13 protein-coding genes and 1 pseudogene are annotated in these 19,552 nt (G+C 40.2%); all 14 read left to right on the top strand.

What is annotated here, in order from left to right:
* Positions 1-174: 174 nt before the first annotated feature.
* A complete protein-coding gene (locus tag O3617_RS07660) occupies positions 175-1,290 on the top strand; it encodes an ATP/GTP-binding protein (RefSeq protein WP_371449437.1) in 1,116 nt (371 codons plus the stop codon).
* Positions 1,291-1,476: 186 nt separating this feature from the next.
* Positions 1,477-2,697, top strand: a complete 1,221-nt coding sequence (locus tag O3617_RS07655) for a putative porin (protein WP_005379130.1) — start codon at positions 1,477-1,479, stop codon at positions 2,695-2,697.
* A gap of 267 nt (positions 2,698-2,964) precedes the next feature.
* The gene (locus tag O3617_RS07650; RefSeq protein WP_371449435.1) at positions 2,965-4,293 is read left to right on the top strand and encodes an S-layer homology domain-containing protein; all 1,329 of its coding nucleotides are present in this window, start codon (positions 2,965-2,967) and stop codon (positions 4,291-4,293) included.
* A gap of 301 nt (positions 4,294-4,594) precedes the next feature.
* Complete coding sequence (locus O3617_RS07645; protein WP_371449433.1) at positions 4,595-5,923, top strand: S-layer homology domain-containing protein; 1,329 nt, start codon at positions 4,595-4,597, stop codon at positions 5,921-5,923.
* Between the two features lie 650 nt (positions 5,924-6,573).
* Positions 6,574-8,751, top strand: a complete 2,178-nt coding sequence (locus O3617_RS07640; RefSeq protein ID WP_371449431.1) for an autotransporter outer membrane beta-barrel domain-containing protein — start codon at positions 6,574-6,576, stop codon at positions 8,749-8,751.
* Positions 8,752-9,237: 486 nt separating this feature from the next.
* Positions 9,238-9,909 (top strand): hypothetical protein, encoded by a 672-nt coding sequence (locus O3617_RS07635; protein WP_371449429.1) that lies wholly within the window; start codon positions 9,238-9,240, stop codon positions 9,907-9,909.
* 288 nt (positions 9,910-10,197) lie between these two features.
* Positions 10,198-11,340 (top strand): glycoside hydrolase family 3 N-terminal domain-containing protein, encoded by a 1,143-nt coding sequence (locus O3617_RS07630; RefSeq protein WP_371449427.1) that lies wholly within the window; start codon positions 10,198-10,200, stop codon positions 11,338-11,340.
* 193 nt (positions 11,341-11,533) lie between these two features.
* The gene (locus O3617_RS07625; protein WP_371449425.1) at positions 11,534-12,559 is read left to right on the top strand and encodes an ATP-binding protein; all 1,026 of its coding nucleotides are present in this window, start codon (positions 11,534-11,536) and stop codon (positions 12,557-12,559) included.
* A 161-nt stretch (positions 12,560-12,720) separates the two neighbouring features.
* Positions 12,721-13,452, top strand: a complete 732-nt coding sequence (locus O3617_RS07620) for an RNA polymerase sigma factor (protein WP_371449423.1) — start codon at positions 12,721-12,723, stop codon at positions 13,450-13,452.
* A 178-nt stretch (positions 13,453-13,630) separates the two neighbouring features.
* Positions 13,631-14,233, top strand: coding sequence for a hypothetical protein (locus O3617_RS07615; protein ID WP_316602594.1), 603 nt, complete (start codon positions 13,631-13,633; stop codon positions 14,231-14,233).
* Between the two features lie 33 nt (positions 14,234-14,266).
* Positions 14,267-15,640, top strand: a complete 1,374-nt coding sequence (locus O3617_RS07610) for a YadA-like family protein (protein ID WP_371449422.1) — start codon at positions 14,267-14,269, stop codon at positions 15,638-15,640.
* Positions 15,641-16,026: 386 nt separating this feature from the next.
* Positions 16,027-18,234 (top strand): S-layer homology domain-containing protein, encoded by a 2,208-nt coding sequence (locus tag O3617_RS07605; protein ID WP_371449420.1) that lies wholly within the window; start codon positions 16,027-16,029, stop codon positions 18,232-18,234.
* 329 nt (positions 18,235-18,563) lie between these two features.
* Positions 18,564-19,043, top strand: a complete 480-nt coding sequence (locus O3617_RS07600) for an ESPR-type extended signal peptide-containing protein (RefSeq protein ID WP_371449418.1) — start codon at positions 18,564-18,566, stop codon at positions 19,041-19,043.
* A pseudogene (locus O3617_RS07595) lies at positions 18,992-19,549 on the top strand (hypothetical protein); the annotation flags it as partial. The gene O3617_RS07600 and the pseudogene O3617_RS07595, both read left to right, overlap by 52 nt.
* Positions 19,550-19,552 lie beyond the last annotated feature (3 nt).

Below are 19,552 nucleotides of genomic sequence, written 5' to 3'. Positions count from 1 at the left end.
ATTTTATTAATTCAAAACGATTTATCTAGCAGATTATGTAAATATCAACTATATTATAATTACGTTAATGCAACTAGGGTTCAATATAATTCTTAAATATAAGTTGGTGATATAGTGCTAATAGATTTTACTTTCAAAAATATTCGATCATTTAAAGAAGAAGTCACCTTTTCTATGGAGGTAGGTGAAGGTATTGTTGAGTATACTAAAGAAAATACCATATCATCCAGAGATATAGATGTTGTTAAATCATCATTTATTTTTGGCGGTAATGCATCTGGAAAATCTAATGTGATTAGAGCTTTCCAACTACTTAGAGCTATTATTGTTCATGGCACATCTTCTGAGTTAGAGGCTTTACCTGTTGATTCTTTTGCCAATGGAGAAGGTAATAATTATTTCAAAATTCAATTTATTAAAAATGGAAATTTATATTGTTATGAATTAGATTATGATGCTCATAGTATTAATGAAGAGCGTTTAATTATGAATGATAATATCATTTTTAATAGGACTGTTGATGATATCATTATGCCGTCATCAATAAAGGGTTTAAAGGGCGCATTAAGAGCTAATCAACCATTGTTGTTTTTTGCTCAATCAAATAATGTACCAGAAGCTAAAGAGTCATATGAATGGTTCGCACAAGATATCCTTATACTTGGTTTAGGACATAATGTTTTATGCAACCAGGAATTGTTTAAGCCGTTATATACTAATCCTGATTTAAAAGAAAAAGTCTTGTATTTTTTGAAGGCTGCAGATTTTCATATAAAAGATATTAAAATACAAGAATCTTTCATACCAATACAAGAAAATAATCAAAATTTAGAATCTAGATTATTGCTTCAATTTGAATATGAATGTAAAGATGGAAGAAGCTTTACTATTGATTATGAAGCAGAAAGTATCAGTACACGGATATTATTGTTTTTATCAATGATGATTTTGGACAATCATCATAATTCTAAGCTATTTTTAATTGATGATTTTGATTGTTTTTTACATCCTAAATTAGTTAATATCCTATTACGTATTTTTAATGAATGGAATGATACAAGCACGCAATTCATTGCGACTACAAATAATATAGATATATTGGATGCTCTCATAAGAACTGACCAAGTTTGGTTTGTAGATAAGAGTTATTATGGTGTATCTACTCTATATAGTGTTTTTGACTATAATGAGTTAAGTATTAAAGGGATTAAAAAGAACTATCAAGATGGTTTATATGGGGCTGATCAAATTATTAATGATTCGATGATAAAAGATATATTATTATGTTAATAATAAAAATAAATAAAAATTTCATGAATTTTTAAATGATATTTAATCTCTATATGATACAGTATACGTATATCTTGTAAAGGTATACGTATTATTTGTATGGAAACATGGACACATAGGGATAAGCGTATTGCTTTGCAAGATTGTATAGTAATTGTTTTTAGTATAAAGAAGAGGTATTGTATTATGAAAAAACAATTCGCAGCAATTTTTGCAGCAACAGCTGTTTTGGGTGTAACTACTGCATTTGCAGCTAATCCATTCTCCGATGTAACTCCTGATTCTTGGGCATACCAAGCTGTATCCCAATTGGCAGCAGCTGGTATCGTTAACGGTTATCCAGATGGCACTTTCAAAGGCCAAAATGATATCACTCGTTATGAAATGGCTCAAATGATTGCGAAAGCAATGGCTAACCAAGATCGCGCTAATGCAGAACAACAAGCTATGATCAACCGTTTGGCTGATGAATTCTCCAACGAATTGAACAACTTGGGCGTTCGTGTAGCTCGTTTGGAAGACCGCGTTGGTAACGTAAAAGTAACTGGCGATGCTCGTCTTCGTTACCAAGATGCTGAACAAGAAAACTCTAAATTTGACGCTCGTGCACGTTTGCAATTCAATGCAAAAGTAAACGATCGTACTGATGCAGTTGTTCGTGTGGTTGCTGGTGATTTCGAATTTGGTGATGCTAATGCTGATACATCCGTAAAAGTTGACCGTGCATATGTAAACCACAAATTTGGCGAACGCGTATCCGTTAAAGCTGGTCGTTTTGGTCAAATGTTAGGTGCTGGTTTAGCATATGACGATACTTTTGATGGTGCTCAATTCAATGCTGGTAACGACAAAGTTAACTTCCAAGCAGCTTATGGCTATGCTATTGAAGGTGTAGGCCCTGCTACTACTAAAACAAACTCTCAACTTGCTGTAGTTGGTTTGAACGGTAAACTTGGTAAACACGTTAATGCTGGCGGTTTCTACGCACGTGTAAACGGTGAAGATTTGAAAGCTCCTGTAGCTGCTAAACCTTACAAAAATATCTATGGTTTCAACACAGACATTAACTTTGATAAAGTTTGGGTTGGTGGCGAATGGTTAAAAGCTTCTAATATTGAAAAATCTCAAGCATGGGTTGCAGGTGTTGGTTATGGCGCATATGACCAAGCTAAACAAGGTACTTGGGACGTAAAAGCTCAATACTTCAACCAAAAAGCTAATGCTCCTATCTTGTCCAGTACTTGGGACCACGCTTACACTGCTGGTTATAAAGGTTGGATGGCAACTGCTGACTATGCATTACAAGATAATGTTGGCTTAACTGCTTACTATGGCTTCAATTGGAAAGATCAAGCCGGTGCTGATCAAAACGATTTCTACCGTGTTGACCTTAACTACCAATTCTAATCTTGGAGATTAGTGTAGTTTAAGTACATGTACAAATATGGCGAAACGTATGTTTCGCCATATTTTTTTTGCAATACTTACGTAAAAATGAAAATAATATGAATATTTTATTCTCTGCTTATCGATTATTTATCTCTCATTGTTATACTAGAAAGGAATATTATGGTTGTATGATGTGTATATAAGGGGAACGAGGGTACTTATATACTGATTCATGCGACTATAGCATGTATAATATATAGTTTTCTATAGTAGAGAGGTATTTTTATGAAATATCAATTGGCTGCTGTGTTGGCATCGACGGCTGTATTAGGTGTAACGACTGCCTTCGCAGCAAATCCATTTTCCGACGTAACGCCAGATTCTTGGGCGTATCAATCCGTATCTCAATTGGCGAGTGCGGGCATTATTAATGGCTATCCAGATGGGACTTTCAAAGGCCAAAAGGATATTACTCGTTTTGAAATGGCTCAAATGATTGCGAAGGCCATGGCCAATCAGGATCGTGCCAATGCGGAACAACAGGCGATGATTAATCGCTTAGCCGATGAATTTTCCAATGAATTGAATAATTTAGGCGTTCGCGTGGCTCGTTTAGAGGAACGCACGGGTAATGTGAAAGTTTCCGGTGATGTGCAGTTCTTATTGCGTCGTTCCTTTACGAAAAATGGCGTATTGATAGGGCAAGGCGGTCAATATTATAAGCCATCTAAATTTGATATCCGTGGTCGTGTGCAATTTAATGCAAAGGTAAATGACCGCACCGATGTAGTGGCTCGCTTTAGAACCTATCAAATGGAATTCGGCGACGGCGGTGAATACGAATCCGCTCTTACACTGGATCGGGGGTATGTAAATCATCAATTTGGCAAACATACGTCTGTGAAGGTGGGCCGTTTTAATCAAGTCATCGGTAATGGTCTATTGTATGATGATACATTTGATGGTATTCAATTCAACATGGGTAACGACAAGGTTCAACTTCAATTAGCCCATGGTTATGCGACGGCAGAGCATAATGAAACCCGTTTCTTGCCAGAACGTGATCAATATAATTATGCAGGCCTCAAAGGCACATTGAATAAGCATATCGATGTAGGTGCGTTCTACTCTCGCCATAGAAGAGATACATCCGGCCGATATAGTACATACGGTAATTTGTATGGTGTAAGCACGGATATGAATTTTAATAAACTTTGGGTTGGCGGTGAATGGGTGAAAACGGTTGGCACCGCACATAGCCATGCTTGGACTGCTGGTATCGGTTATGGTAATTACAACGCCGCGAAAAAAGGCACCTGGGATGTAAAGGCGCAATATTTTAGCTTTGATCAAAACTTAGCGCCTTATGGATCCAAGTGGAATTTCCCATTTGATGCCAATAATTACCATTGGGATTATAATGCAACACCACCATCTGTTACCACGACATACCGTGGCTTTAGAGGCTGGATGGCCACTGTGGACTACGCATTGCAAGACAATGTGAGCCTCAATGCATATTATGGATTTAAGAATAGAACACATCGAATCGATGGTTCGCTTAATGAATACTTACCAAACTACTACCGCGTAGAGTTAAATTACCAATTCTAATTCAATAGATTGGCACAACTTAATACAATGCAAAAAGATGGCGAAAAAAGATGGCAAAATGTATATTTCGTCATCTTTTTTGTTATATTTGTGGTTTTTCTACAGGTGTTGAGGTTACCTTTACAATCCTATGAAAATCCAATGAACTTTTCTCTGAAATATAAAATATTCGTTATAGTATGTTATACTTATGTTATATTCTGTAATAAGACGGTTATCACTTATAAGGGGTTAGGGAGATACGTGTTAGTAGGGCCGAATTGCAGATGTGTATGATTCTTTTTTGGAGAGAGGTATAGTTATGAAAAAACAATTTGCCGCTATCTTTGCAGCAACAGCTGTGTTGGGTGTAACAACTGTGTTTGCAGCGAACCCATTTTCCGATGTAACCCCTGATTCTTGGGCCTACCAAGCCGTGTCTCAATTGGCTAGCACTGGTATCATCACTGGCTATCCAGATGGGACTTTCAGAGGCGAAAATGGTATTACTCGTTTCCAAGTAGCACAAATGGTGGCGAAAGCGCTTGCTAACCAAGATCGTGCGAATGCGGAACAACAAGCCTTGATTAACCGTTTGGCTGATGAATTTTCTAACGAATTGAATAATTTGGGCGTTCGCGTGGCTCGTTTAGAGGACCGCGTTGGTAATGTGAAAGTAACCGGCGATATGCGCCTTCGTTATCTTGGTTCCCAAAAGAAAGATGGTAACTATGTAAACGCTGTGGGCGATTACAGCAAAGGTTCCCAATTCGACGCGCGTGCTCGCATTCAGTTCAACGCGAAGGTCAATGACCGCACAGATGCTGTCGTTCGCGTAACATTTGGGGACTTTGAATTTGGCGATGCGACTAATGGTGGCAATGCAACGGCTACTATCGATCGCGCTTATGTAAATCATAAATTTGGTGAACGCGTGTCTGTGAAAGCTGGTCGCTTCGACCAAATGCTCGGCAACGGTTTGATTTATGATGACACATTCGATGGCGTTCAATTCAACGCAGGCAACGACAAAGTTCAATTCCAAGCAGCCTACGGCTATGCTGTGGCAGGTGCTTTTGACGGCTTAACTAAAAAATCTAATAAAACTTTCACCTATGCAGGCGTTAAAGGCCAACTTAATAAACATGTGAACCTTGGCGGCTTCTATGCGCGTAGAAATGCACACAAATCCAGTGGTGACGCACTTAGAAACATGTATGGCTTCAGCACAGACATGAACTTTGATAAAGTTTGGGTTGGTGGCGAATGGGTGAAAGCCGCTGGCGTTTCTCACGGTTCTGCATGGACTGCTGGCCTTGGCTATGGCGACTACGATCAAGCAAAACGTGGTTCCTGGGATGTAAAAGCACAATACTTCAACTTCGGCCAAAACCTAGGTGCTGCATCCTCCACATGGGACATCGCTTACGACACAACCAATACTGCATGGGCAACAGTTGCACCTGGTATAGCTACTACTACAATGAATTACCAAGGCTTCAAAGGCTGGTTATTAACTGCTAACTACGCATTACAAAAGAACGTGGGCTTAACAGCATACTATGGCTTCAACAACAAAACAAACAAGGCTACCGGTAATAATGAAAAACTTTCCAACTACTACCGTGTAGACCTTAACTACCAATTCTAATGTGATGATTGGTATCGTTCATAACTAAAATAATCCCCTTGATGAGTATTTGGTACTCTTATCAAGGGGATTTTAAATTAGAACACGCCTGTAGTAATTAGTAAGACGAGCTTGATATAGTGTCTTTAGAATTAGAACAGGCGTGTACTAATTTATGAAACATTATATATGTATTGAGTTCATTCGAATTTGACGATATATATAATTATCTTTATAATATAAGAAGATAGTCAGACGAGTAGATCCGTCAGGCTCATCTCAGTTATTTAAAAGCATGATGAAATGGCCTTTCAGTTACCTAGTTACTTTAGGATAACGAAGGGCTATTTGTCTTTTCCAAGACAAATAAGAGCCACAAGAGAACTTTTGTTTTAATCAATAAGCATCTATAAATACAGATATATGAATTAAAGGAAAATAAGAGTCTTGATGATAAAGACTTATTTGTAACTAAATTACGTGGACTTAAAGGTAAGTTAGTAACTGCAAACAATCCTCTTGATGAGTACTTGGTACTCTTATCAAGGGGATTTTAAATTAGTACAGGCCTGTAGTAATTTTATTTCTCTCATATTTACAAATAATAAAATATAAATTATAATTTAAGATAATTTATAGTTTATTTATACTATGTGAGTGAGAGGACTATTATGAGACATGTAAGTAAAGCAAAGCTATCGTTAGCTGTGGCACTGGCGATTGCTGGCGCGATTATTCCTAATGCTATGGCCATGGATGACGATGGTGTAATTCGTGCAGATAATTTTTATGTTATGAACCTAGGTGAAGTACCGGGAGTTACTAAAGGTATCGAGGCAGATCATAGAGCGATTATTGTTATGGATCGTGTACATGCTCGTGCAACAGATGATAGACCTGCTATTATAGTGGCTAAGAATGATAGTTCCATTACCATTAGAGAAGGATTAATTCAAGTAGGGAATGTAAGTGGACCTGCAGTAATTTCTAATGGTGGAGTTGTAAATCTTGGTGTTGATGGTTCTCATGGAAAAATACAAGGCTATGATATCAATCTTGACGGTGATGTGCGCATTGACGGCCATGAGGAGACTTCCTCTATAATCAATATTGGTTTAGATCAGAAAGATGCATTATGGGTTGGTTTTGCTCTTAATTTAGCAGATAAAAATTCTCCTCATGATAATCATATCAATGTATTCCTTGGTGAACAGGGTTATTGGGATCATTTTTATCAAGGTGGTTTATCTGGTACAAGCTATTCTACTATGACTACACCGAGTCATGTACATCGTTTAGTAGGTGCTAAGAACCGTAATTTTAATAATGGTGTTACACAATCTGAGCATAATGAAATCCATATAGATAAACTCGAAGGCCATGTGAATTTTATTTATGATCCTAATGATGAATATGGTGATACAGAAGATCCAGAATATACACCGCCTACTAATATTGTAAATGGACTGACTGCAGATTCTTTCTGGGGTGGGGATATTCATATCACAAGTGCAGCCCCTAATGCTGCCGCTCATCTATACACTAGCCGCAAAGGACTAGACTTGTCTACTGAGGATAATGTAAACAAGGTTTTAGATAATCTTGCACATAAGGTGTATTATCATAACTATGTGACTGGTGAAAGAAACCTTGAAGGCACAGTAGCCATTGCTTCTGAAGGTGCTGAATCTGGACGTTTTAAGGTATTAACGTCTGGTTATGCTAAAGAAGGTGCTATTACATGGCAAGCCGATCAAAATGGTCAAGGTAAATATGTATATGGTAATACAACAGTAACGCCTACACCGCAACCGGCACCAACGCCAACACCAGCACCGCAACCGGCACCGCAACCGGCGCCACAACCGGCACCAACGCCAACACCGGCGCCACAACCAGCACCAACGCCGGCTCCAACACCGCAACCGGTGCCAATCCCATCACCTGCTCAAACAACGGCATATGATACTCCGCATATGCGTGGTGCTCGCTCCGCGATTATGAGTAATATTAATGGCTGGCGCACATTAACAAATACGTACCGTCCTCGTGCATTGCAACAAGGCGCAACAACAGGTATTTGGGTCCATATCGGTGGCGGTCAATACAGCTATGATGCACAAGGTATTGATACTGATACAACCTATACACGTATCCAAGGTGGTTACGATGCTAAAACTAGTAGCGGCTGGACTGTAGGCGGTCAAGTATCTTACCTTCGTGGTCACGATGATTATGTGTTCAATGGCTCTGGCAAAGAAAAGGCCTTTGCTGTTGGTGCCTATGGTTTGAAAGACCTCGGCCGAGATCAATACATTCAACTTGAAACCCAAGTTGGTCGCGTAACGAATACTTTCACAGCTCGTAATGAAATTGGTGAAAGCCTATCTGGCGAAACGAAGGCTAATGCATACACTATCGGCGCTCGCTATGGTAAAACTGTGAAATTACAAAATGGTGTATACATCGAACCACAAGCTCAATTGAGCTATACCCGCTTTGGTGGAGATAGCTTTAATGCAGGCACGATGCATGTAGACCAAGCTGGCGTAAGCAGCACTGCTGGCGGCCTTGGCCTTGAAATTGGTAAGACCTTTGGCGCGGGCAGTATCTATACTCGTGTCGGTGTTAACCACGCCTTCTCTGGCTCGGTGAAAACTACATACACAAGTGGTTCCACTGTGAAATCTACAGAACAAGACCTTAAAGGTACATGGACAGACCTTGCATTTGGTGGCCGTTATGGCATTAACGCTAACAATAGCCTTTATGCTGATATTAGCACTGGATTATCTGGTGACTATAAAGCAGGCTGGTCCGTAAACGCTGGATTTACACATAAATTCTAAGATATGTTTACCTAAAACAATTTAAGAATATAGTCGATATATAAAATAGCCCCAGAGTACTAATAGCTGCATATATTAGCTGTTAGTACTTTGGGGCTTTTATAAATACAGTGTCTTTAGAATTAGAACAGGCGTGTTCTAATTTTAAAAGGGTATGTACGAAGGTTCGGAAATTACTACAGGCCTGTTCTAATTTTTAGGAGAAGTATAAAAGGGGCCTACCAATACTACAGGCCTGTATTAATTCCAAGTAGGGATGTCAGAGGAACGCAATCTCAGAAAATGTGGTATAATAAATTGTTCAATCGTATACAATTATTCTATACTTACAAAATCTACCTACCATTAGTATGTATTAATGTATATATAGAGATTAAATCTATATAATGTATATATAGGTGTTATTAATATAATACATATTAAGGTGCGGTTCATATAGTACATATAGTATTAGTGTTAGGTAGTATTTCATAATGAGGAGGCCTCATGTTTCAACGTATATGTGCAGTGGCTATGTTTGTAGTAGCGCTGTTTATATCTGTTATACCCAATGCCGATGCTCGGCAAGATATTTATGCTTTCACCTATAATGGCAATAACTGGTATGTGGACCGCGATTCAATCGATCGTAGCAAACCGGATGGATTGCTACATTTCACGGTGTATACCATGATTGGTTTGCGCTATGATGTGGCGAGCGGCAGCGAGTATTATAACGCTGATGTATATTATTACGATCAAAAATTGTCTACTGAAGGTGGTCAGTTATTATATCGCAATCCAGGAATCTTAGCGGCGGCTCGTGTGGCACGTCAACAACCGGATGCGCCTAAACAAGCACCAAAACCAGTGGTAGCACAGCAAGCGGCTGCACAATCGATGGCGGCTCAAACAGCAGCACAATCGGCAGCGGCTCAATCTGTAGCGCTAACGGCACCGCAACCGAATATCGTCAAGGCTTTATCAACGCCGGTTCAAGCGCCTGTACCTGCTAATGGCCCTGTGAAAGTAAACACACAAATTCCAATTGTGTTACCAACAGGTCCTGTGAAAAAGGTGGCTGCAAAAACGGTGATGACCCTTCATAAAGCACCGCATCAAACAACGGATTCCACATCTGAGTCCGATGAAACAGAAGCAAATCGTACTCATAAGTAATTTAAAACTGCAATTTAGTCTTATGTATGCTGAGAATGTATCAATTCCGGTATATACGACTAGGTTGCAGTTTTTATATTGGCAAATTAGCAGTTCCTATTATGGTAGTTTAATGAGGTATTAATGAAACGAATGGTATATAATATAGATATATAATGTTAACAATAGGGCTATATACGTGTTAATAACAGGGTTATATATGCGTTAACAACAGGATTTATGACTGGGAGGGCATAGGTTCTACTATATTTATAGTTGGGTTGAGCTGGCAACAGAGGGTAGAGAGATATGAAGCAGTTCGTAAAGAGGCTAGCTTGCGGTGTATTAGCGATGGCCATGATAGGCGTCATCAGTGGGTGTGGCCAAGAGGCGCCAAGTACGCCGGCAAGTTCTGACCGTGCGCCCATAGGGTATAAGGCGATTGCCGCCATGAATGCATCGGCTGCGGAAAAGGCAGATCGCAGTGTGCACACCATGTCGCGCGAGGATAAGATTGGCCAATTGATGTGTATTGGCCTAGAGGGGACGACGTTTGACGAGTCACAAAAGAAATTGTTACGCAAATATCGTGTAGGCGGTATTTTGCTCGATCATGATAATATGGAATCCAAGGAACAAGTGCGGGCTTTCACACAAGGCATACGAGACACCGCGAATACGTCGAGCCTCATGCCGCCGTTCATCGCCATGAATCGAGAACGCATGCAATACCGGCCTAGCCTTATGCTGCCTTGGACGGATCCTAAGCTATTATCGAAGCAGGGCCTTGATGCGGTGTCGAGTCTAGCGACGCGCACGGCTATCGAGATGCGCGACCTTGGGTTCAATCTCAATTTGGGTGTCATGGTGAATACCCATTCCTTTTATTCCTATACGAGCGATGTGGACCGGGCGGCGCGCATCGGTGAGACCATCACTAAACGATATGCGGCGAATCGCATATTTACAGCATATCAATATTTCCCGGGCGGTGGAGATTACACGGTACCGGGCATGAGAATAGATGCGTCTAAGGCGAGTCTCATGGACGATGATGGCCGCGTATTTGCTCAGCTCATCGATGCGACTCGTGACGAACATCCTATGATTATGGTGAATGCTGTGAAAGTAACCTCTATCGATGCCGATCATCCGGTGAGCCTCTCCAAGACCATTATTACAGATTGGCTACGGAAGGAACTGGCCTTTGATGGCGTCGTGATTACCGATGATATCGAGGTTGGTGCCGCTGTTGCTGGTATGTCAATCGAGGACTATGCGGTGCGTACCATTAATGCCGGTAGTGATATGGTTATCGTTTGTAAGCATCCTAAGCATATTAAGGACGTCCACGATGCATTGACGCAGGCTGTAGCGGATGGAACCATTTCCGAAGCTCGCCTCGATGAAGCGGTACGCCACATCATGCTCATGAAATTTAGCAATGAATAGTAAATAATGGGCTTTCAATAGTATAGCTATATATACAAAAAACTCTTTTCTCATCGTGGGAAAAGAGTTTTTTATGTGTAATAGATGAATTTATTATCTATTTGTTAAAAACTATAAAAATTATTTTATAGTTTATTTAGAATATGATATAATAAACTCCTGAGAACTGATTTAAAGGGAGGTGAGATCTTATATGAAATGTATTAACCATGAGGCGGTGATTGACGCCATAATGGAACAATACAATCAGGGCCGCATGGAAATGAGTGTTGTACACGGTCCTTACAGCGTTGGTAAAACGTATATCGCTAGAGAGTTACAGACGCGATTAGGCAAGGGTCATACCGTATATCTGCTTGGACGGCTGGCGAATGAGTCCATTCATATTCGATCAATTGAGAGAGAACTAAAGGTGCCATCAGGGTCTTTTAAGAACTTAGAGGATGCATTGCGCGGCGTTTTTCAAGTGAGTCTTGACAAGCGGATATTGTTCATCATAGATGATTATCCTTCGTTTGTGGATACGGTGCCACAAGCACCAATTATATTGCGTGACTTGATGGAAACCTATCGCGACCATGGCAAGATGTTCGTGCTTCTCATGGGAACCCATGTAGATGAATTGAAAGGTCGCATCCTTGGCGAATCAAGCTTAATCGCCACGTATATTCATGGCTATTACAAGGTTAATCCGTTCACACTTGATGATGTGAGAGCATTAGGTTGGGATTATACGGATGAAGATCTTACTAAACTATATCACGTAACAGGCGGTATGCCGGGGAACCTCGTGCATATAGATCCAGCCTTATCTGTGGATGAAAATATTATGCGTCTATTCTTTAAGCCCCATGGTATATTGTGTATGGAACCGCAACGATTGCTTATGCGCTACATCCGTAATACCGGCGCAGCTAATGCCATTTTGTATGCGTTAGCACAACTGGATAAGCCGTTCTACACAGAACTTTGCCACGCCAGTGAACTTAAGAGTGGTACCTTTGCAACCCGCATGGCTGACCTCTTAGATATGGAAATTATTGGACGTATTCAAGGGGGCAGTCGTGGTCCCTTGCGTTATGCAGATTACCATTTTGTGAACACTATGTTCCAATTTTGGTACCAGTTCGTATTTCCAAACCTTGAGGAAATTAATTGTGGGCAAGGGCAGTACATTTACGATACTGTTGCAAAACCAGCATTAGATAATTTGATCTAAATTGGCGTACTTTTCTGTAATAGGTTTGTAATTATACATAAATACATATGTAACAACAAAAATTCCGCTGTAAATCTATGCATTTATGGCGGAATTTCTCATTTGTCTAAATACTCATTTCGGTGTATATTCCAAGTAAGCCTAGGCAGAAAGGAACGAATATGAACGTGAAACATGTGGTATGTCCCCAAAAGGTGTTACAAGCGGTGACAGACCTTAGTTTAGTGCGCGTCTGCCAAGAACGTCGCGTATCGGTGCTCAGCACGGAACGGGCCGTGTGGCCCATCGAGGAATTGACCATCGATGCGGCACAGGTCGAGCTATGCCGGCGCTATCGGCCGCTCATCATGCGGTATGCGACCCGATGTAGTACGGCTATGATGACGGATGACGTAGAATCATTTCTGTGGATCATCTTTATCGAATCCATCTACAGCTTTCACACGTCGGGAAAGGTACCATTTTCTGGTTATGTGAAAGCAGCCATTCATTATGGTTATCTCAATTTTTATAAGCAATCAGCTCATCAATGGCGTCATGAGTTGACCTTACCCCTGTGCACGGGTGACGATATATCAGAGCCCGCCATGGATCAGTTTTCTGACGATATAGATATTGAACAAGATATTATTGGTACGGTAACAGAAGACGAATTGCGCAATCGTCTGTGGACTGCTTTCAGAAAACTGCCACATCAGCAACAACAGCTATTGTATGCCCTATATCGAGATGGCAAGACATGCGTAGACATAGGTTGTGAGACGCATCAGTCTAGGCAAGCTGTGCAACAGCGCCATCAAAAGGCCATCGACCAATTGCGGTATTATATGATGGTAGCGGACAACAAAGAATTCGATATTCAAGATATGCAAAATATGCATAGTTATAAGTAATATTAAAAATCTAAAATATTTTTTAATTTATATATTTACAGTTTGTAATTATAGGTATACAATTGACTCATAAGTGCTGCTAAAGCACCTACTATAACACGTGTTATTTTTAAGCTTTACAAGAGGAATTCCTAATTTTATTACTGACTATTTATTAATCTTAAGAAAGGTTAAGATAATGTTGAATACAACGTCTACAAATGTAAGTAATAACGAATTAATTTCTTGTAACCCAAATGCAATATATGGCGATGTAGATCATCATATATGTTGCTTGATCCCAATCTACATTGACGGCGGTGATTATACCGCGTGTTACTATGTAGATGGTCGGCGTGAAATCGTTCATAAATCTATTAAGACGGTTTTGAAAGAGGTAGCGCACCACGAGGGAGTTCTAGCAAACGGCATTCAATCTTCGAGGCGGTCAAAGCCGATGTATACGGACCCTAGAACAATGAGTCCGAACATGACCTTTGCGAGCCTGAAATCGCGCAAACCAATCGGGCGTGATGTGGTATATGGTTTATTCAACGTTATCGTTCCATTTCAATACCGCATTGAGCCAGGACCAGAACCACATACGACGTATATCATCATAGGAGACTTTGATCCTATACTCGTATTTCATTCCCCTGACCACGTGCAACGCAAACTACGCGATGCTTTGTTAGAACATCTAGATTATACGAGACGGATACTCGCCAAATTGAGTACCTGCGGAAATCCTTACGTGGTGGCTGAAATTTATGGTGCCTCGAGAACGCTAGCGGGAGTATAGCAACACATTTTGAGAATGTGGGAGGGACGTAATATGAATTACGCAACAAAATTATGTATTGTTTCAATGTTTAGTGTGTTTAGTGTATCTTCTATGGGCCTAGTGCAAGCGGCTGATACACCTATTGTTTCCACTGGTGGTGCAGCCTATAATATCGGACTACAGGGTGCTTCTTTCACCAATTCGGATAATGTTCATCTTGGTGGTCAAACTGGGGCGGCCAATAGTAATCCATATTCTCATTTAGGAGATCCAAATGCAAAAGGTAACAATGTTGCCATCGGACGCTTAGCGTTGAGCGGATCAAATGGTGGTGGCAATGTCGCATTAGGTGCTAAAACATTTGTGGAAGGCAAAGGAGACTATAACTTCTTAGGTAACTTTGCGGCAGGCTTTAAATCAACTATTTCTGATACAATTGCTATCGGTTCTTTTGCCGGTTCTGGTGCTACAGGGAATAAAAACGTATGGCTTGGCGCTGGCCAAGCTGGTGGCAGCACAGGTAACAATACGGTGTTGATTGGCTCTAACTCTAATGTGAACGGCAATTTTAACTACGGCATGGGCCATGGCGTTATTTTTAAAGGTGACAAGAACTCTGCTATTGGTGCATATAATAAAATTGAGGGTAATCAATCTGGTGCCTTTGGTGTAGGTACGTATAATGTGGCCACTGTTAATGGGGATAATTCCTATAGCGTAGGTAACAATAATCGCGTTAATGCCAATAACACATTTGTAATGGGTAATAATGTGAAAACATCCCTAGAAAATGCAGTTGTATTAGGTAATGATTCCACTGCTGAAAGTAGTGATGTGGTAGCTACTCCAAGTTATACCTATGCAGGCGGCACCGTTAACTTTGCCGGTACTGCACCAGTATCTACTGTATCGGTAGGTACTACTGATGCAGAACGTACCATCACTCATGTGGCAGCTGGACGTGTTAGTGCGGAATCCACGGATGCCATCAATGGTTCCCAATTATATGGTGCGAACCAACAAATAGATAATCTATACAATAAAATTAGCAATATGGGAAAAGAAGCAAATAAAGGCGATGCTCGTGCTGCGGCACTAGCTGCATTACACCCAATGCAATTTGATCCAGATAATCGGGTACAAGTGATGGGCGGTATTGGACACTACAAAGATGCCAATGCGCTAGCCCTTGGTGTGGGTTACTATCCAAAGGAAAACTTGCTCCTCACAGCAGGTGCTACCGTTAGTGACCGCATCATGGCCAACCTTGGCGTATCCTACAAATTCGGCGAAAACAAAACATTACAAAAAATCTCTCCTGCTTCCTATAATGCTCTCGAACAACGGGTTGATACATTGGAGGCTCAAAATAAAAAGTTACAAGAAACAGTAGATATGCTCGTACAAAAATTGAATAACAGATAATATTGAGATATTCAGATAGCTGTACAATATAAACAGATCATTCATAAGAAACCTCAGTATATAAGCGGATAGTTAGTCCATTGCGATTAGCTATCCGCTTTTTATTTTAGTTGATAACATTGCAAGATTATTAATTTTTAAACTGATTTAATATTACATGATATTAATGGATTATATTCTATAGTAAATCTTGTATTGTGAGATATATCACAGATAATTATTGATAAAATGCATATAAGGTATATCTAAAAATCATTAATTATATATTAAATTAATGATTTTACAAATCAAATCAAAGTGGTATAATATTTAAATATAAAGATAAGATGAATTTTTTGTGTATATAATTCATCTTTTGTATAATTTGTGAAATGGAGAGCGATAAAATGAACAAACGGAAACGTTTATTAGCTTTATTAATTAACGGTGTGTTGTTATCTAGTTTAAGTTGTGTTGCTATGGCTGCTCCTGATACTTCTATAGGTACAGGCAATGGTGTAGCATATGGTACTGGTAGTGATGCACCAAAGATTGAAAACGTCGCTATTGGTAATGGTGCTAAGGTTGAGTACACTAATGGTGCTAGTGCAGCTACAGGTGATATCGTAGTTGGTAAAGGTGCTAACATCAATAACTATGCTAGCCAAGGCGGTAGTATTGCCATTGGTAAAAATGCAAAGATTGAAAATATGGCTGGTGGCGTAGAGGCCAGTTTTGCATTAGGGCAAACAACCTTTAGTGGTAATTGGCTCTCTTCTTCAAGAATTCCGGCAGATCCAACAAAGGTAGTAGGCAGTGTTGCAATTGGCGATAATACATTTGCTCGTACTGGCAGTACTATGATTGGTTCTCATAACTATACAGGTGACCTTGGTGATATCACAGTAGATACATCTACTACTCGTAAATATGCATTAAATGCGTACGCCACAACAGTAGGTGCTAATAGCTTTAGTAATGGTGCTTTTACAACTAGTACCGGTACCTATAATATTATCTCTAGTGAATATACTGGAGGTCGTTTTTCTAATCCGGCAAAAAATTTAGGTGCCACTATTAATGGTTCTTTAAATAGCGTTGAATCTGAAACGGCTAGTAACTATTACTCTGGTGTTGCTAATAGCATCGTTGGTACAGCAAACAGAACCTTTAATTCTAATGGTTCTATTATTGTGGGTGCTGGCAATGAAATTACAAATTCCGTTAAATCTATTTATGGTGCACCTGAAGATGGTGGCAGCTCTGCGAAGGAATTAGCTGGAAAATTCCGTACAGCCGTAAAAGATGCTAATGGCGGCGGCGCTACGATGGCCTTCGGTGGTGGCAACAAAGCAGATTACACATTGCGCACCTCCATGCTTGGTATCAATAACACTGTAACAGGTGCTAACCATGCTGAAAGTGCAGATAACCTTGTTATGGGCGTCGGCAATACAGCCTCTAATGTACAACATTTGACTACTATCGGCTCTAAGAATACTGTATCCGATGCAAAGAACACGGTCATCGTTGGCGATAACCGTACCGTAACAGGTGCTAATAACGCTGTTATCATTGGTTCTAGCGATGCGGCTACAACAACAACGGTACATGATGTGGTGGCCCTCGGTCATAACACAGACGTATCCACCGAAGGTGGCGTAGCACTTGGTAGTGGATCTAAAGCGACAGTAGCAGCGGGTGCAGTTGGTTATGATATTCTTACTAATGCGCCATCCACTAATACATCAGCTACATGGAAATCTACAGCTTCCGCAGTATCTGTTGGTGACGCAGGAAATAATGTAACACGCCAAATTACATCCGTTGCAGCTGGTACAAATGATACTGATGCGGTTAATGTGGCTCAACTTAAACAATTGCGCAACAATATCGGTGGCGATATTACAAACATCAATGGTACCGTATCCCGCCTAGATAAACGCGTTAACAAGGCCGTAGCTGGTTCTGCTGCCTTGGCGGCCCTTCATCCACTCGACTTTGACCCTGATGCTAAATGGGACTTCGCGGCTGGCTATGGTCATTACCACAATGGTAATGCGGCTGCACTCGGTGCGTTCTATCGTCCTAATGAAGACGTGCAATTGAGCGTAGGTTCTACTCTTGGCAATGGGGAAACCGTTGTGAATGCAGGCCTTTCTGTGAAAGTCGGCGCTCATAGCAATGTATCTCGTTCTCGCGTAGCCATCGGTAAAGAAGTGCTAGAACTTAAGAAAACCGTAGCTCTTCAAAATGCACAAATTCAAAAATTGACAACTCTTTTAAATGGTGTAGCTGGTACTAATATGAAAGCTGACCGCACTACATTATTCCCAGATGTGCCAAGCAATCATTGGGCATATGAAGCCGTTAGCGATTTATCTCGTCGTGGCTTAGTAGAAGGATACCCTGATGGCACATTCGGTGGGGATCGTATGTTAACACGTTATGAGTTTGCACAAATCGTATACCGTGCAATTCAAAATGGCGTACAAGTAAACGAACAACTCGTAACAGAATTTAGCCCTGAAATGGCATTGTTCCGTGTTGATACAGTGGCTAAAAATCATCAAGGACAACCAACTATTGAACGGGTTAGAGTGAATAAAAAATAGTTGATAATATAATGTATATAAAATAATACAATATATAAGACTCATAAAAATATATTATAAAATCCGTAACTATATAGCGGCTAGTATATCTCATCCGATGTACTAGCCGCTATTTGTCGTATAAATAAAATTAATATAAGGAATTAGTTACAATTGCTTAAAAATTCATAATATTTTCATAAAACTATATCTAATTTATTGAAAATATGAATATCATATGATATTTTTATACATGTACGCATAAAACTAGACTATTATTGTCTAGTTTTGTAAATGAATGAGTTATCAATAATAAATGATATATATTAGTATGAGGAGATACGTGGACTGTGAATAAGATTTTTAAAGTGATTTGGTCTAAATCAAAACAATGTTACGTCGTTGCATCGGAAATGGCGAAGAATACAACAGGGAAAAAGAAAATTATAGTAGCTAGTATTCTGGCAGGGTTAGCTACACAAGGTTGTAGTGTAATGGCAGCACCTGTGCCTCAAGGGAACAATTCATGGGGGGTAACGACACCTGGTGGGGTTGCTATTGGTCTGAATTCTGTGGCTTCTGGTGCGTCAGCAGTAGATCCGGCTACTGGCACTACTAGGGTAGCACCTTCAATTGCAATTGGTCTTGCATCATCTTCGGCGGGCCTAGACACAATTACGATAGGTATTGGTGCAGGAAATAGCAAATCCTATGGCATTTCGATGGGGAAGCAAACCAATGTTGGTGGTGACTATGGTGTTGCTATTGGTTATCAAGCATCGGCTATGTCGGATCATGCAGTGGCTATGGACAAGGTTCTGTATCATTAGGTTGGCAAGCCTTAGCTGGTGCAGATGTATATGGATCTGGAATAAATATTGGTACTGATCCATATAAAGATACGACAACTACTATTAATAGTTATCAAAAATGGGGCGATACAGCTATTGGCTTAAGAGCTGTTGCAACAGGTGGAAATGCAACGGCCTTAGGTCGTAGTGCGAGAGCTGCTGCTGAAAACTCTATTGCTATCGGCGGTGGTAATGGAGATTATTTTAATAATAATACTGAAAAAACAGAGGCTAGTGCGGCTAAGGCAACGGCTATCGGTTATAATGCGAAGGCCACTGCTGGTGATGCAGTTGCACTAGGTACATCTAGCCAAGCTAGCGGTAGCGATGCATTAGCTATTGGTAAAAATGCTAATGCTAGCAATGGTGACTCCATTGCCATTGGCCAAGATACGGTATCTAATCAAATTAATTCTGTAGCACTCGGCAAGACTTCTAAAGCTACTGGTGCCTCTGCAACTGCACTAGGGCCACAAGCAAAAGCAACT

The organism is Veillonella sp. 27098_8_77, assembly GCF_041431535.1.
Lineage (GTDB): Bacteria > Bacillota > Negativicutes > Veillonellales > Veillonellaceae > Veillonella.
The sequence above is the reverse complement of the archived record's forward strand: the minus strand, read 5'-3'. Positions and strand labels throughout refer to the sequence as shown.

Excerpts from the sequence above, each read along its gene's own strand:
- O3617_RS07660 (WP_371449437.1), top strand. The coding sequence starts at position 175 with ATGGAGGTAGGTGAAGGTATTGTTGAGTATACTAAAGAAAATACCATA.
- O3617_RS07655 (WP_005379130.1), top strand. The coding sequence starts at position 1,477 with ATGAAAAAACAATTCGCAGCAATTTTTGCAGCAACAGCTGTTTTGGGT.
- O3617_RS07650 (WP_371449435.1), top strand. The coding sequence starts at position 2,965 with ATGAAATATCAATTGGCTGCTGTGTTGGCATCGACGGCTGTATTAGGT.
- O3617_RS07645 (WP_371449433.1), top strand. The coding sequence starts at position 4,595 with ATGAAAAAACAATTTGCCGCTATCTTTGCAGCAACAGCTGTGTTGGGT.
- O3617_RS07640 (WP_371449431.1), top strand. The coding sequence starts at position 6,574 with ATGAGACATGTAAGTAAAGCAAAGCTATCGTTAGCTGTGGCACTGGCG.
- O3617_RS07635 (WP_371449429.1), top strand. The coding sequence starts at position 9,238 with ATGTTTCAACGTATATGTGCAGTGGCTATGTTTGTAGTAGCGCTGTTT.
- O3617_RS07630 (WP_371449427.1), top strand. The coding sequence starts at position 10,198 with ATGAAGCAGTTCGTAAAGAGGCTAGCTTGCGGTGTATTAGCGATGGCC.
- O3617_RS07625 (WP_371449425.1), top strand. The coding sequence starts at position 11,534 with ATGAAATGTATTAACCATGAGGCGGTGATTGACGCCATAATGGAACAA.
- O3617_RS07620 (WP_371449423.1), top strand. The coding sequence starts at position 12,721 with ATGAACGTGAAACATGTGGTATGTCCCCAAAAGGTGTTACAAGCGGTG.
- O3617_RS07615 (WP_316602594.1), top strand. The coding sequence starts at position 13,631 with ATGTTGAATACAACGTCTACAAATGTAAGTAATAACGAATTAATTTCT.
- O3617_RS07610 (WP_371449422.1), top strand. The coding sequence starts at position 14,267 with ATGAATTACGCAACAAAATTATGTATTGTTTCAATGTTTAGTGTGTTT.
- O3617_RS07605 (WP_371449420.1), top strand. The coding sequence starts at position 16,027 with ATGAACAAACGGAAACGTTTATTAGCTTTATTAATTAACGGTGTGTTG.